General features: G+C 36.6%; 11 protein-coding genes. 1 reads left to right on the forward strand and 10 read right to left on the reverse strand.

The genetic code is table 11. The annotated features are described in order from the left end of the window. Nucleotides 1-118 precede the first annotated feature (118 nt). From IPI65_20180 to IPI65_20210, 7 genes are all read right to left on the reverse strand, one after another. Entirely contained in the window at nucleotides 119-448 is a 330-nt protein-coding gene (locus IPI65_20180; protein ID MBK7443750.1) for an MmcQ/YjbR family DNA-binding protein, read from the reverse strand. Further along, nucleotides 448-1,011 (reverse strand): GNAT family N-acetyltransferase, encoded by a 564-nt coding sequence (locus IPI65_20185; GenBank protein ID MBK7443751.1) that lies wholly within the window; start codon nucleotides 1,009-1,011, stop codon nucleotides 448-450. Before IPI65_20185 ends, IPI65_20180 begins: the two co-directional genes overlap by 1 nt. Before the next feature lie 66 nt (nucleotides 1,012-1,077). After that, nucleotides 1,078-2,724: a S8 family peptidase gene (locus tag IPI65_20190; protein MBK7443752.1), complete on the reverse strand. Its 1,647-nt coding sequence runs from the start codon at nucleotides 2,722-2,724 to the stop codon at nucleotides 1,078-1,080. Nucleotides 2,725-2,739: 15 nt separating this feature from the next. After that, nucleotides 2,740-4,482: a S8 family peptidase gene (locus tag IPI65_20195; GenBank protein ID MBK7443753.1), complete on the reverse strand. Its 1,743-nt coding sequence runs from the start codon at nucleotides 4,480-4,482 to the stop codon at nucleotides 2,740-2,742. An 18-nt stretch (nucleotides 4,483-4,500) separates the two neighbouring features. Then, a complete protein-coding gene (locus IPI65_20200) occupies nucleotides 4,501-5,247 on the reverse strand; it encodes a hypothetical protein (protein MBK7443754.1) in 747 nt (248 codons plus the stop codon). Nucleotides 5,248-5,283: 36 nt separating this feature from the next. After that, complete coding sequence (gene mnmA / locus IPI65_20205; GenBank protein ID MBK7443755.1) at nucleotides 5,284-6,393, reverse strand: tRNA 2-thiouridine(34) synthase MnmA; 1,110 nt, start codon at nucleotides 6,391-6,393, stop codon at nucleotides 5,284-5,286. Nucleotides 6,394-6,499: 106 nt separating this feature from the next. Continuing rightward, a complete protein-coding gene (locus IPI65_20210; GenBank protein MBK7443756.1) occupies nucleotides 6,500-7,543 on the reverse strand; it encodes a quinone-dependent dihydroorotate dehydrogenase in 1,044 nt (347 codons plus the stop codon). A 152-nt stretch (nucleotides 7,544-7,695) separates the two neighbouring features. On the opposite strand from IPI65_20210, the gene hscA reads away from it, so the two are divergent. Next, on the forward strand, nucleotides 7,696-9,552 hold the full coding sequence (hscA, locus tag IPI65_20215; GenBank protein MBK7443757.1) for a Fe-S protein assembly chaperone HscA: 1,857 nt from the start codon (nucleotides 7,696-7,698) through the stop codon (nucleotides 9,550-9,552). Here hscA and IPI65_20220 read toward each other — a convergent pair whose 3' ends face one another. From IPI65_20220 to IPI65_20230, 3 genes are all read right to left on the reverse strand, one after another. Beyond that, the gene (locus tag IPI65_20220; protein ID MBK7443758.1) at nucleotides 9,553-10,134 is read right to left on the reverse strand and encodes a riboflavin synthase; all 582 of its coding nucleotides are present in this window, start codon (nucleotides 10,132-10,134) and stop codon (nucleotides 9,553-9,555) included. It lies immediately after the preceding gene. Between the two features lie 23 nt (nucleotides 10,135-10,157). Next, nucleotides 10,158-12,890, reverse strand: a complete 2,733-nt coding sequence (locus IPI65_20225; protein ID MBK7443759.1) for a gliding motility-associated C-terminal domain-containing protein — start codon at nucleotides 12,888-12,890, stop codon at nucleotides 10,158-10,160. A 132-nt stretch (nucleotides 12,891-13,022) separates the two neighbouring features. Next, on the reverse strand, nucleotides 13,023-14,474 hold the full coding sequence (locus IPI65_20230) for a hypothetical protein (protein ID MBK7443760.1): 1,452 nt from the start codon (nucleotides 14,472-14,474) through the stop codon (nucleotides 13,023-13,025). Nucleotides 14,475-14,523: the final 49 nt, after the last annotated feature.

Raw genomic sequence — 14,523 nt, forward strand, 5'->3', positions numbered from 1 at the left:
TTGCAAAGTAAGAATGAGTTTACCGAATCACGAAATAATTTCGATGAAAGGAATATAAACACGTATGAACGGTAAATATTTTCAGCATTATTCATACAACGCCCGCAACGTCAAAAAGTTACATCTTGCCGGGCTTATAATTTTTCATGGTCGTATGGGCTACATTCAGCACATCACTAAGTGTAGAGGGCAATACCTTTTGTAAATTTACAGTAGTCCAACCCTGTAAACCCCATTTATTCGGGACAGGGAATATAACAGTATCATCAAAGGCACAAAAAACAGACTGGTCCACCTTGGTTAATTTAACATTAAGTGACAGGCCATCCGCAGCCATTGTGGCAAATATGCGTTTATTGGTTTTAAAAGCAGTACGGTCAAAATGTGGGGCGGAGGTCACATCCGCCAAGGCTAATATTATTTTTGAACATGCAGCAGCCGATACCATTATTTTTGTATGAAGTTTTTTTCAAGTAAAGAATAAACAGCTGAATCGAGGAACTTTCCTTCAAAATAATAATCTTCAACATAATAAGCTTCCCTAATAAATCCGTTTTTTTCAAGAATTTTTATAGAAGCATTATTTTCTGGATTCACTACCGCTTCAATAGAATGAATGTTTAATTGTTTAAATCCGAATTCCACCACTAATTGTATTGCTTCAAACATGATTCCTTTACCATGAAATTCAGGCAATAATAAATAACCGATTTCTGCGCGATAATGTTCTTTTTTGAATCTATAAAACCCTATGGTACCTATCATACGCATATCGTCGGCCAGACAAATTGCCCAGGTTATACCTTCGTTATAGGTTAAATTGTCCATTATTTTTTCAATCAACTCTACTGCATCGTGCACAGTTTTAGCAAGTGGTTTATCGATATAACGCATTACCACTTCACTTGAGCGTAATTCATATAACGCATTTGCATCTTTAATGGTGATTTGACGCAATATCAGCCGCTTACCGGTTAATATAGGGAATGGATTAAAATTAAGTTCTAGCATAAATTCAAATAGCCGTTAAAAATACGGATAATCGTTTCAAACGGGATTATTATTTTGTGAGATGAACTATTTGACTAAAAATTTTTGAGATTCGGTATAAACATCACCAACCAATTTAATTATATACATACCTGTAGCGAGAATATTTAAATTGTTAAAAAATACAGGAATCACTTTTCCATCGGTCATACTAATTTCCTGTGTATATAAAATTTGTCCGGCTATATCATAAATATATACATGCGCATCACCGGTTTCTTTTGCCGTTATAAAAATAGAAACAACATCAGCTGCCGGATTTGGCATTATCGAAATCATTTGATCTTCAGGTAAATCTATACCTTTAACAGTGAGATAAGCCTTCGCGAAATTCGGAATGCCATAACCCATATTATTATCTGGATTATCGGCTTGTGAGGCAGTACTTTGAATGATTTCCAATACCTGCATATTTGTTAATTCAGGAAATGCCGACATAAAACTGGCACATGCTCCGGCTATCAGGGGACTGGAATACGAGGTTCCATTTCCATAATACACCACACCGGTTTGATCCATCACGGCAGTTCCTGCACCCTGACCGGCAACGTTGGGTTTTATTCTTCCGTCGGCGGTTGGCCCCTGTGAACTAAAACTCACATAATTTCCATTTAAATCAACTGCACCAATAGTCATAATACTATCGGCATCTGCCGGAGCACCAATAAAATTCCAATCTTCGTCACCACTGTTTCCTGCGCTGTTGCAAACCAAAATACCGGCCGCTGCCGCTCTATCTGCAGCAATTGTAGCAACGGTAGTATTGCCATCCATATCAGCATAGGTATGGTCTTCTGTTATGGTATCAAATGTGGTATATCCTAATGATGAATTAATAATATCAGCGCCAATAAAATCAGCGTATTCTGCTGCCTGCATCCAATAATCTTCTTCCACTACCCTTTCGCTATCAACAACCTCAGTTCTGAATAAATAATATTCTGCATCCGGTGCACTGCCAATATATTTTCCGGGCTCATCAACAGCCATTATACTTAAAACATTGCTGCCATGTGTACTTGAAATATATACCTGATCATTATCATCCGGAAAATTAATTGTTTCAACTATTTGATTTTTATCACGTAAACTTTGAAATCCAATTCCAAAATCAACACCATAAAATCCACCATCTAAAACGGCAATTTTTATGCCCTGACCCCTGTATCCAAGATTATGCAAAAAATCAACATCAATCATGTGATTCTGATTAAAAGCGCCGCCATAAGAAACAGCATCATCTAAAGTTGTGCGGTAAAAAACGGTATTGTCGACAGGAATTCCCGTATCATCAATTAATTGATAGCGTTTAACTTTTTCGATTTTACTTACAAATGGCAATAAAGCAATTGTAGCAAGTAATGTTTCATCGTGCACTGATATACTCACTGCATTTAACCATCTGCTTTCAACGGTAACAGTAGCGCCAGCATCCTGCAATTGTTTCACGTAATCAACATTCACAGGTAAATCACTTGTGTTTATGGCGATATGCATTTTTGCTCTGCGCTGAATTGCAGCATCACTTAAATACACTTCAGGGTGTTCAACGGAATAAACAGAATTATTTTTATCAGTAAAATAAACCCAATATTTTTCTGCACTCGATTGAGCATGAACTAAAACTGAAAAAGTAATAATTGATATAAAGAGGAGACTGATTTTTTTTATCATAATACATCAATTAAGCTATTCAACAAAAACAATTCTACTTTGTTTAAAATTATTCCCCGTGAGCGAAAACAGATACACACCGGGCGCAAAGTTTTTGCGGGTATCGATGGTAAATGAATTATTCATTGCAGCGTTCAGATAAATTTTTTCTTCATACATCAAGGCGCCATCAATATTAAAAAATTGCATTAAAGCCGGCTGATTTATATTACTTTGAATCAACACATTAAAAAATGCACTTGCAGGATTTGGTAAAATATTAAAAATATCTACTGTTGTGGTATCAATAATTGTTGTATCACCGGTTGTATCAACTACTGTAGTATCAGTTTCTGACAATAAAATATCATAAGCCAAACCAAAATTCGGAATGCCGTAACCCATTGAATCATTAGGCGTTAGATATAAATGTGCACTACGCTGAACGGCATCTATAATTTCCATATTGTTTTTAGCAGGAAACGCTTGCCATAAACTCGCACATGCGCCGGCAATTAATGGCGAAGAAAAACTAGTGCCTCCTAAATAATTTACATATCCTGCCGGATCCAATACAGCAGAACCTGACGCCAACGCCACCACATTTGGTTTTAAACGTCCATCAAATGTTGGTCCGTATCCACTGAACGCAACGTGTATTCCCGCCGTGTCAACACCACCAATTGTAAATACACTATCACCATCTGCAGGCATCGAAACATAATGCCATGATGCAGCACCTTCATTACCTGCACTATTACAAACTAAAATACCTTTTGATGCAGCCAAATCACCCGCTTTGGTAACAATTGTAGTATTACCATCTAAATCTTCATAAGTATGATTTTGACCCGGATCATCGAAAGTTGTATATCCTAATGAGGAGTTAATGATATCTGCACCCACACTATCTGCTTTTTCTGATGCAGCTAACCAATAATCTTCTTCTACAACATATTCACTATCGGCAATTTCAGTCCGGAATAAATAAAAATTTGCATCAGGTGCTGAACCTGAAAATGTATCAGCAACATCTCCGCCAATTACACTCATTACCCAACTGCCATGTACGCCGGAATAAATATTAAACACTTCATTATTGTGGTCAGGGAAATTACGCACACCAAGAATTTGACCTTTATCCCAAAAACTTTGAAATAACGTTGCTGTATCAACACCAAAAAAACCGGCATCAATTACTGCAATTACCATATCGCCACCTGTAAATCCTAAATCGAGAACGGTATCCAGATTTATTTGCTCAATTTGTTTAGTTGCATAGCCGAAAATTCCGGTTACATCAGTAGTTGATGCCGTTCTGTAAAATACATTATTATTATATGGCAGATTATTTTCATCTTCCCTAATCATTTTTTTAACCGGTGTTATGCTTTGCACAAAATCCAATTGACTAACCACCGCAACCTGCTCCTGCGTTAAATTTGCGCTAATTGCATTTAACCATCTTGATACAACAATTGGTTGAATATTTTGCGTCTGCAAGGTCTGAATATAATTTTCATTTACAGGAAAATCGGTAAATGAAATAGCAATATCATAACGTGTTCTTCTTTCGATAGCGCGTTGTGATAAATATTGTTCGGGTGCATTTTTAAATGTTGAAGTATTGCCTTTATCGGTAAAATAAATCCAGTATTTTGATGTAATTACAGTTTGTTCCGGTAATAAAACTGCTTTCCCTTCAGCAACATTTATCTGCGCATAAAATAATTGAAATGAAAAAATACTAATAATAAAAAGGAGTAATTTTTGCTTCATCGTTGTATAAATAACTTATTAATTAAAATCTATTATTCTGAGTTTGACACTATACCCGCATTCCACCCGCTCTGTCCAGGGACAGCTTGGGCAGGTTAAATCCTGTGTATAATAATGATAAAAATCCTGTTGAATTAATCCGACATTTTCTGCATAAATTTCTTCAGCATAATCAAACCAAATTAAATTGGAATCACCTTCCTGAATTACTTTAATGGTATTATCAAAATTAAATCCGTTTAATGAATAGGGCAATCCTACATTTTTATAAGTGTATTCCCAATCTTCATAAAAATCCAACTGATTACAATCTTCCGCAACGGGAATATCTTCTAACCCACCTAAATATACATTACCTGCCCAGTTGGTTTGTTCTTTTACAGGGGTAATCAGTTTTATAAAACGCAAATTATTTTCTACTTTCTGAATTTGCCCGTCAATTGCCAAAACACTCCAAACATTCGTAATATTCCAGTTTACACTATCCGGCTCACGACGATACCGTTCAATGGTATAATTTAAATGTTGATTTAAATCGTAAAAAGTATCAACCAATATTTCTTTAATTTCCCATGCAACAGTATCGTTTGGAATTGTTTCATGGTAATTAATACTATCTACTGTGTACACAACAAATTTCCCAATCGATAACGGATAATATTCGAAGGGCGTATCCATTTCCGAATTATCCGTAGTTTCTTCACACGAATAAATGCCGGTTAACAGCAGTGCAAACAATAAAATTAAAATTGATTGATTACGCATAATGTCAATTTTGAAATACACCATGCGAGCGAGCATTTATTTCATAAACGAACTTAAAATATGTCCTCCGCCAATTACATCATTGCCTTCATAAAACACTGCACTTTGGCCCGGTGTAATGGCACTGACATTTTCGTCGAACTCTACCCGCAAAAGGTCATTCCCTTCCAAAGATAACATACTTTCCGTACCTGCGTTTTTATATCTGATTTTTGTTACAGAACGATGACCCGGCTCAACAGCGGCATACTTTTGCATGTTAAGATGGTGCACAAACATGCCATTGCGCAACAAAGCATCTTCTTTACCCAAAACAACCACATTTTCATCAGGTTTTATAGATGTAACAAAGTATGGTTCACCTAATGCAATGCCTAAACCTTTGCGTTGGCCGATGGTATAAAAAGGATATCCTTTATGTTTTCCTAAAATATTGCCTTCCTCATCCACAAACAAACCACCGTCTACTTTTTCTTCCAGGCCTGCTACTTTACGTTTCAAAAATCCACGGTAATCGTTATCAGGCACAAAACAAATTTCATAACTCTCCGCTTTATTGGCCAATTCAAAATAGCCCATTTGGCGCGCCATTTCACGAATTTCTGTTTTGCGGATATTCCCCACCGGAAATTTTGTTCTTGCCATACATGCCTGACTGAGCCCCCAAAGCACATAACTTTGGTCCTTATGCTCATCTAAACCTTTAGAAATATAAAAACGACCATTATCGGCATGTTGATTCATTTGCGCATAATGACCGGTTGCTATAAACTCACAGTCCATTTGGTCGGCACGTTTTAATAAAGCTTCCCATTTAATATGCGTATTGCACAACACACAAGGGTTTGGCGTGCGGCCGGATAAATATTCATCAACAAAATTGTCAATTACATAATCACCAAATTCTTCGCGAATGTCAATAATAAAATGGTGAAATTGTTTTTCAACGGCAATGGTTCTGGCGTCGTTTATGGAGTCGAGACTGCAACAACCTGTCTCCTTTTTGGAGCCTCCACTGGATGCATAATCCCATGTTTTCATGGTAATACCCACCACTTCGTAACCTTGTTCATGTAACAAAATTGCCGTAACGGTGCTGTCTATACCACCACTCATTGCCACCAGTATTTTTCCGTGCTTGCTCATCGTTTGCTTTGCAAAGTTACAAACTTAGGGTGCAGAAAGTTCAATTTAGTGCGGAGGATTGGCCTGTAAGCCTGTTTGATTTGCCAAAAAAGGATAACATTTGCCTTTATAATTGCTTCAAAATATTGCGCACCATTCCCTGGCCTTCGTAAACCATTCCGGAATAAATCTGCACCAAATTGGCGCCACGGTTGGTTTTTTCAATCACATCCATGTGGTTCATAATGCCGCCAACGCCAATCAAAGGCATGTCGTTGCCCAGCTCGCGACGTAAATACCAAAGCACCTCATTCGAAATTTTTGTCACCGGTTTTCCGCTTAATCCCCCTGCTCCAATTGTTTCGAGTGTTTTTTGTGATGTACTAAGCATAGTACGGTCTAAAGTGGTGTTCGTAGCAATAATTCCCGACAATCCTGTTTCCTTTGCAATTGCCACAATATCAAGCAGTTGTGTCGTATTTAGGTCCGGTGCAATTTTTAATAACAACGGTTTTGGCGCGGGTTTTGTGCGATTAATCGCCTGCAGCTTATTTATGATATTGGTGAGGGGCTCTTTTTCCTGTAATTCACGCAAACCCGGCGTGTTTGGAGAAGATACATTGATTACAAAATAATCCACCAAATCAAACAACTTTTCGAAGCAAATCACATAATCTTTCCAGGCATCTTCGTTTGGTGTAACCTTGTTTTTGCCAATATTTCCGCCAATTACTACACCGTATTTTTTCCGTGCAGCAACAACTGAACTGCGTTTCAGATTTTCCACCATCACATCTACTCCATCGTTATTAAATCCCATCCTGTTAATCAGGGCTTCATCTTTTGGCAAACGAAATAAACGTGGTTTATCATTTCCCGGCTGCGCCAATGGTGTAACGGTTCCAACTTCAATATGCCCAAACCCTAAACGCGCCATTAGCGGAATATAGGCTGCATTTTTATCAAACCCGGCTGCCAGTCCAACAGGATTTTTAAACGTGAGGCCGAATACTTTTTTTTCGAGATGCGGATATCGCTTGTTGTATTTTTTATCAAAAAAATAACCGAATCCGGGAATCAACAAAGCGGTTTTAAACAAGGAAAGCGCAAGGTGATGTGCAGTTTCCGGTTGAAATTTAAAAAAAAGAGGTTTGAGCAGGGTTTTGTACATCGGGCTGTAAAGTTAGGTTGAAGTTTTGACGTTTCGAAGCAGATATACACAGGCTTTTATCCTGAACTTATTCTTTCAAATGAAACTTAAATAGGTAGTTCAAACATTTTTTGCTCAATTTTGCAACCTGTTCAGATGATACTCGAAAAACTATGGCTCAAATTTCAATAAATATAAAAGAAGGCACTATCAGTAAACCCGATATTATTGTTGGTATCGATTTAGGTACTACAAATAGTCTGGTTGCCATTATAAATAAAAACGGCATGCCTGAAGCACTTCGTGATGAAGCAGCTACAGCCATTGTACCATCAATAATACATTTTGGTAAAGATGGTATTACAGTTGGTAACAGCGCACGTCAGCATGTAATTGATGACCCTGAAAATACCATTTATTCCGTTAAACGATTAATGGGGAAATCGTATAAAGATATTGCCGCTTTTCAACAACATTTAGGTTATAAAATTATTGATGATAATTCCGAAAGTTTGGTGAAAGTTAAAGTGGGAGATAAATTTTATTCGCCCATTGAATTATCATCTTTTATTTTAAAAGAATTAAAATTAAGGGCAGAAAAAGTTTTACATCAAAATATTACAAAAGCAGTTATTACTGTTCCTGCTTATTTTAATGATGCACAACGTCAGGCTACGCGTGATGCGGGAAAATTGGCCGGACTGGATGTATTGCGCATTATAAATGAACCAACCGCTGCAAGTTTGGCGTATGGTTTGGGTAGAATTACTGAAGAACAAACCATTGCCGTTTACGACCTTGGTGGAGGCACTTTCGATATTTCTATTTTAAAACTCACGCCGGCAGAAAATGAAGGTGGTTATTTTGAAGTTTTATCTACAAATGGTAATACTTTTTTGGGGGGAGATGATTTTGATCGTTTAATTGTAGAACATTGGTTACAAGCAAATCAGGTGCAGGCTGAACAGCTCGACAGGCAGACGACACAGGCGATTCGATTAAAGGCTGAAGCAGCAAAAAAACATTTATCCACTAACGATAATTTTGAAGGCAGTGTAAATGAATTAATTTGTAATTTAGATAAAGCAACTTTCGAAAAATTAATTACACGATTGGTTGATGAAACAATTCAGTGTTGTAAAAATGCTTTAAAAGATGCCAAATTATCTATTCGCGATATTAATACAGTAGTAATGGTTGGCGGAAGCACAAGAACACCATTTGTGAAAAATTCTATTTCCACTTTCTTTAATATAACCGTAAACGACAGTCTTGATCCAGATGAAGTAGTTGCCTTAGGCGCCGCAATTCAGGCAGATATTTTAGCGGGTAATCAAAAAGATATGTTACTGCTGGATATTACCCCATTAAGTTTAGGTATTGAAACCATGGGCGGATTAATGGATGTAATTATTCCGCGTAACACAAAAATTCCAACAGGTGCCGGAAGGCAATATACAACCAGTGTTGACGGACAAAGTAAATTATTAATTTCCGTTTATCAGGGTGAACGCGATTTGGTGAGTCATAATCGCAAGTTGGCAGAATTTACACTTTCCAATATTCCGGGAATGCCTGCAGGATTACCAAAAATTGAAATTGTTTTTCAGTTAAATGCAGATGGCATTTTGCAGGTAAAAGCAAAAGAATTACGCAGTGGTGTTGAACAATCAATTGAAGTAAAACCACAGTACGGATTAACTGAAGAAGAAATGGGTGGCATGTTGCTCGAGTCGATTAAAAATGCGAAAGCTGATATGGCAGAACGTGCTATTATTGAAGCGCGTGTTGAAGCCCGCAATATGATTGATACCTGTGATCGATTTATCGTAAAAAATGCAGCTCATTTAACCGAGGAAGAAATTTCAGGCACCAGAAAATTAATGGAGGAATTACAAAGAAAACTGGAATCAAGTGATAAAGATGAAATTCATCATCATATTGAAACCTTAAATGAATTTACCAAACCTTTTGCTGAGCGATTAATGGATATGGCAATTGGCATGGCGATGAAAGGCAAAGTGTTGTAATTAACCCTGCATGCGGTTTACGTATTTACCAATTATATCAAACTCAACATTTACTGTTTGATTTACAGTAAGCCATTTTAAATTGGTATGTTCCCAGGTATAAGGAATTATTGCAACAGAAAAAGTATTTTCTCCAACCTGCAACAGTGTTAAACTTATTCCGTTTAAACAAATACTCCCTTTTTCTACAATTAAATTTCTGAACTGAATATCGGTTTCAAACTGTAAAATAAAACTGCCATCCTGTTCAATAATATTTTTTAATGTGGCCTTTCCATCAACATGACCTTGCACCATGTGGCCGTCTAAACGGTCGCCTATTTTCAGACAACGTTCCAGATTTATTTTATCGCCGGTTTGTAAATTTCCTAAATTCGATTTTTGTAAAGTTTCATCAATTGCGGTAACGGTATGTCTGTTGCCTTCAACTTTTACAACCGTTAAACAAACACCATTATGCGCAACACTCTGGTCAATTTTCAATTCGCTGCCAATTGCAGATTCCACAACAACATGCAAATTACCGCCCTCCTGCTGCAATGCAACAACGGTTCCTAATGTTTCAATAATTCCGGTAAACATGATGCAAAATTACACAGATAATATCATTCCGATTTATCCTGTCTGATCAGGTGAATATATCCCTCCTGAGGTGCCGCAAATGGTGCAATTCCGGTCACGGTAATTTCAAATACGGTGCAGGTATAATAGTATACACCTTCACTTAAATCTACACCTGTATTACCTTCCTTACCATTCCAGTTAATATAAGGGTCAGATGTCGTGAACACCAAATTTCCCCAGCTATCGAATATTTTCATATCCACATGATCAATAAAACGTATTGGTAAACGCGGCGTATAAATATCATTAAAGCCATCACCGTTTGGTGTAAACGCATTTGGTAAATTGTAATCTGAACAATTATCTACACAAACAACATTACTTAATGCACTTTCATTGCCGAATGAATCAACGGCAATAATTGCATAACAACCGGCCAGTGATGTTAAACCTTCATGTGTATACATTGTATCATTGGCATCAGTAACCTGATTTAATACAACTAAATCCTGACCCTCCTGCGAGGCATAATAAATTATATATTTAATTACATCGTCTGCACAACTGTGATTCGGGTTGGTCCAGATTAAATCATTTTTTAAATCGGAATCATCTACTACCAAGTTTTCGCTGTTCTGACAAATATTATTAACGGCTAAAACCGGCGGACAAGGTGCTTCGTTATCTACAGGTACACCGCATTGGATTTGTGAAAAATTAATCAGCGTATCAGGCAGTGTTTCAACTGTGTAAACACCGTATGCTTTAACCCGGTAACAATATTCCTCGCCATTAACAAGATTTGAATCTACCAGATTAGTTTCTGTTGTAGTTGCTAATAATTCAAAATTATCAGAACCTGTTGGTGTTTCTTTAAACACATCATATTTCACATTCAACCACGGCACATCAAAATTCCATGATAAATTTAATTTATTATCGCCGGGACCAGCAGTTAAATAAACTGTCGAAGCAGGATCTGTTTTTCCTAATAATTCGAAAACACCGCCATCAGTAAAATAAAATTTCACTGCATAATTGTAGGCATTATCTGCAGTATTTAAAAAAGTATCAATGTATGATGTATCCGTTAACGATGAAAAATTAGGTGCTGTAAATGTTGCAATTAATGTAGGTGTTCCTGCAGGTGTAAATCCGTCGTAACGTTCTACTTCATATTTGTATGGCGGTAAAAAAATAGTAGTATCTAAATCGGTGCCGAGTGGTGGATACCAGCCTACATATACTGAACCATTTGTTGTAGAAGTAGTGCGCACACTTGCGTGATTTATAATAGGTAAATCGCGTTTTAATTCAGCACAAACAGCATCTGATGGTGCACTGGAAACTTCATTATAAATAAAATCGGGAGCGAGTTCGCTGCGTTCTCCGAATTCAGCTAAAACACGGTAAGCATATTCCTGACCATAATCAACTGCTAAATCAACAAATGAATAAGCATCTTCAACAAATCCGATTTTTACATAACCGGTGCCTTCTAAACCCTGCTGACAAATATCAAATTCAGTACTATCACATCCAATTTTTCTCCATATTGAAAATACTAAAAAATTATCTGCTGAAGCACATGTATATGTTTCCTGCCATGTAATGGTAATTTCGTTTGCGGTTGGTACTGCATCTAAAATAATTGGTGGTGGCGCAACAACAGTAATTAGCCATGTTTCAAGATCAACCAACGGAATTTCTTCAAAGCCAAGTTGAAAATCATCTTCTGCCTTAAACACAACAGAATAAACTTCAGAGCGAATATGATTACACACGGTTTCCCAGGTAAATGTTCCTGTTACCAATCCTTCATTCGGTGTGCTAAAAAATTCGGCAGGACTTTCATCTATATACAATGGACCACCTGTTGCACTTAACGTAATTGTTTGTGTAACATCAGGATCGGTTGCTGTAACTAAAATATTTAATTCTTCACCCGCAAAAATACAGGTATCATTAAGTTCAGCAATTTCAGGTGCATGATTATTCGTTTTTTCGACAAATATTTCCATATCGCGTAAAATACTGCTGAGCTGAATACCATCGCGATATTCTTTAATGAGAATGGCAATATTATAAATACCTTCTTGGCAAGATGGAACATCCCAAATAACATCGCCATTAAAAACATTAATTGTAAATGCATCGGTATCTGTACATCCGGTTCTGTCATCCGGATACTGATAACCGGGAACAACCAAACCGGGATATTGAAAAGGCACAACTAATTCATAAGAAAGTGAATCGCCATCAGGATCATAGGCACCCGGATTATGGATAAACCATTCCCCAAGATTTGCGTAATCGATTGGCGGATATAATAATATCGGAGAACTGTTAAATCCGAAAGTAAGCGGGTCAAAAATGGTGATGGTGTCAACAAGACAAAACGGAACATTCACTGAACCATCAATATTGAGAATATTCTCCACCCGGTTCGGGTCTACCATGCTCACTTCATAACTACCGGCGCCACCATAGGTATGTCTGCCGATGTATTGATTTTTTTGAATAACACCCGGCACCAGTGTTTCGATAGAATTTCTAGTCAACACCTCAGTAATTCCATCACCCCAAGCAATCGTCAATTCATCACGGTCAGCCAGCGATGTAGGGTCTGTATAAGTTGTAATGGTAAATTCATAGGTCAGGTCTTCAATATGCTGATAGGTAATTTCGCCTGCACGGTTATGTGTAGCAAAAGCGCTAACCGAGAGGAGTAAAAATGTAAAAAATAGAATACCTGATTTAAAAATTCCCTGCATTTCTTTATTTTCAGACCTAAATTTACGATAAAAATGGCCGTTATATTGTAATAGACGGGTAAAAGTTTTGTAACATTTAGGTTTTATTTGGTCATTTATCGCCCCAACCTTGTAATTACGCTATTTTAAATGTTAATTCACCAAAGCGGAAGCAATAGATTGCAACCAACCTTTATTTGCGACATCTGTTGTATCAATTTTTTGCATGAGTTTATGTAATTCAGGCTGGAGACTGCTCATAGGTTCTACCCTGCTACGTAGTTTAATTCTGGATAATTTATAGGTGTGTAAAAATAAAAATTTATATAAATCGGATTGTTTTTTGGGCATTTGTTTTAATCGTAACAAATAAACCCGTACTGAATCATACAGCGATGCTAATGCTTCAAAGTCGTTTTCGTGGTAATAAATTTTCAATAAAATACATCGCGAATCCAGGTAATAAACCGGGTCAGTAATTTGAATAGCGTTCAACATTTTCATGGCATCGGCATAATGATTTTCTTCAAAATAAACAGCAGCCAGATTATAATGATAAGCATTAAATTGTTGTGCCGGATGTAAGCGGTTCTGATAATTAACAACAAATTGTTCTGCCTCATCAAATGCTTTTAAACGGAGCGCTACAGTTACATAATTTTTAAACGTATATTGTGTCATATATGCACCTTCATACAAAATGTTATTTTCGAGCATCAAATTATACAAATCGAATAATTCCTTTAAATAAAATGCATTGTTTTTGTTGATATGCCGAATACATTGGTTTTGCCCGTAAAGGCACAATTCACGGGCAGTTTGTGGATGCGCCATTGAAATTCCTGATTGCAGTTTTTGTTTGTAAATACCATATGCTGCTTCATCGTTCGGGAATCGTAAAAATGTTAAAACACTGTAATATAACGCGAGCAGTAAATTTGTATTTTCGGTATTATTTTCATTAAAATAAAATTGTAAAAATTGCTCCATTTTTAAATGATCAAAATCCTGGTTTCTTAAATTTTTTCGATTCACCAGTTCACAATACATACGTACTTTTTCCAGAAGAAAATAAGTAGTGAAATCATCAATCACCGGCTCGAGCAAATCGTAACGACGTTTTTTAATTTGTGTCGCCTGATATTCATCCACTAATTGTTTGGTTTTAATTTGATAATAGAAAGTATCAGCACTTAATAATTCATTTCCGGATTGAGTTTTTTCTGATTCATTTTCAAATTGTTCCAATAAACCCATTTTCAAATAAGCCTCCGCCAAAACAAAATGTTGCACATCTGTTTTCTGATTTATCCAGTTTAGTTGAATATAAGATGTTAGCAATTGTTTTAAATCCGATAAATAATTATTCATCATTTGACGGTGATACGACTTTTTTTGAAAGGCCTGCTGGTAAACCGACAGTTTGGTTGCTTTTTCACCGGATTGTTTTAATTCGTAACACAAAACAGCGAGTTTTTTCACCTGTTTGTTTGTCCCCAAAATGCCTGAACCCGAAAAGCCAATGAAATCCAGAGCCTCCTTATCATCTAAGCGACTATAAATTTCCCAAAATGAGGTGCTATGAATAAAGTTATTTTCGTTCATAATATTAAATTATAATTTGTTGATTGTCAATATATTGTATATCTAATGT

Source organism: Bacteroidota bacterium, assembly GCA_016706255.1.
Lineage (GTDB): Bacteria > Bacteroidota > Bacteroidia > Chitinophagales > BACL12 > UBA7236.

Coding starts and splice junctions, on each gene's coding strand:
- IPI65_20180 (MBK7443750.1), bottom strand. CDS start 448: ATGGTATCGGCTGCTGCATGTTCAAAAATAATATTAGCCTTGGCGGAT.
- IPI65_20185 (MBK7443751.1), bottom strand. CDS start 1,011: ATGCTAGAACTTAATTTTAATCCATTCCCTATATTAACCGGTAAGCGG.
- IPI65_20190 (MBK7443752.1), bottom strand. CDS start 2,724: ATGATAAAAAAAATCAGTCTCCTCTTTATATCAATTATTACTTTTTCA.
- IPI65_20195 (MBK7443753.1), bottom strand. CDS start 4,482: ATGAAGCAAAAATTACTCCTTTTTATTATTAGTATTTTTTCATTTCAA.
- IPI65_20200 (MBK7443754.1), bottom strand. CDS start 5,247: ATGCGTAATCAATCAATTTTAATTTTATTGTTTGCACTGCTGTTAACC.
- mnmA (MBK7443755.1), bottom strand. CDS start 6,393: ATGAGCAAGCACGGAAAAATACTGGTGGCAATGAGTGGTGGTATAGAC.
- IPI65_20210 (MBK7443756.1), bottom strand. CDS start 7,543: ATGTACAAAACCCTGCTCAAACCTCTTTTTTTTAAATTTCAACCGGAA.
- hscA (MBK7443757.1), top strand. CDS start 7,696: ATGGCTCAAATTTCAATAAATATAAAAGAAGGCACTATCAGTAAACCC.
- IPI65_20220 (MBK7443758.1), bottom strand. CDS start 10,134: ATGTTTACCGGAATTATTGAAACATTAGGAACCGTTGTTGCATTGCAG.
- IPI65_20225 (MBK7443759.1), bottom strand. CDS start 12,890: ATGCAGGGAATTTTTAAATCAGGTATTCTATTTTTTACATTTTTACTC.
- IPI65_20230 (MBK7443760.1), bottom strand. CDS start 14,474: ATGAACGAAAATAACTTTATTCATAGCACCTCATTTTGGGAAATTTAT.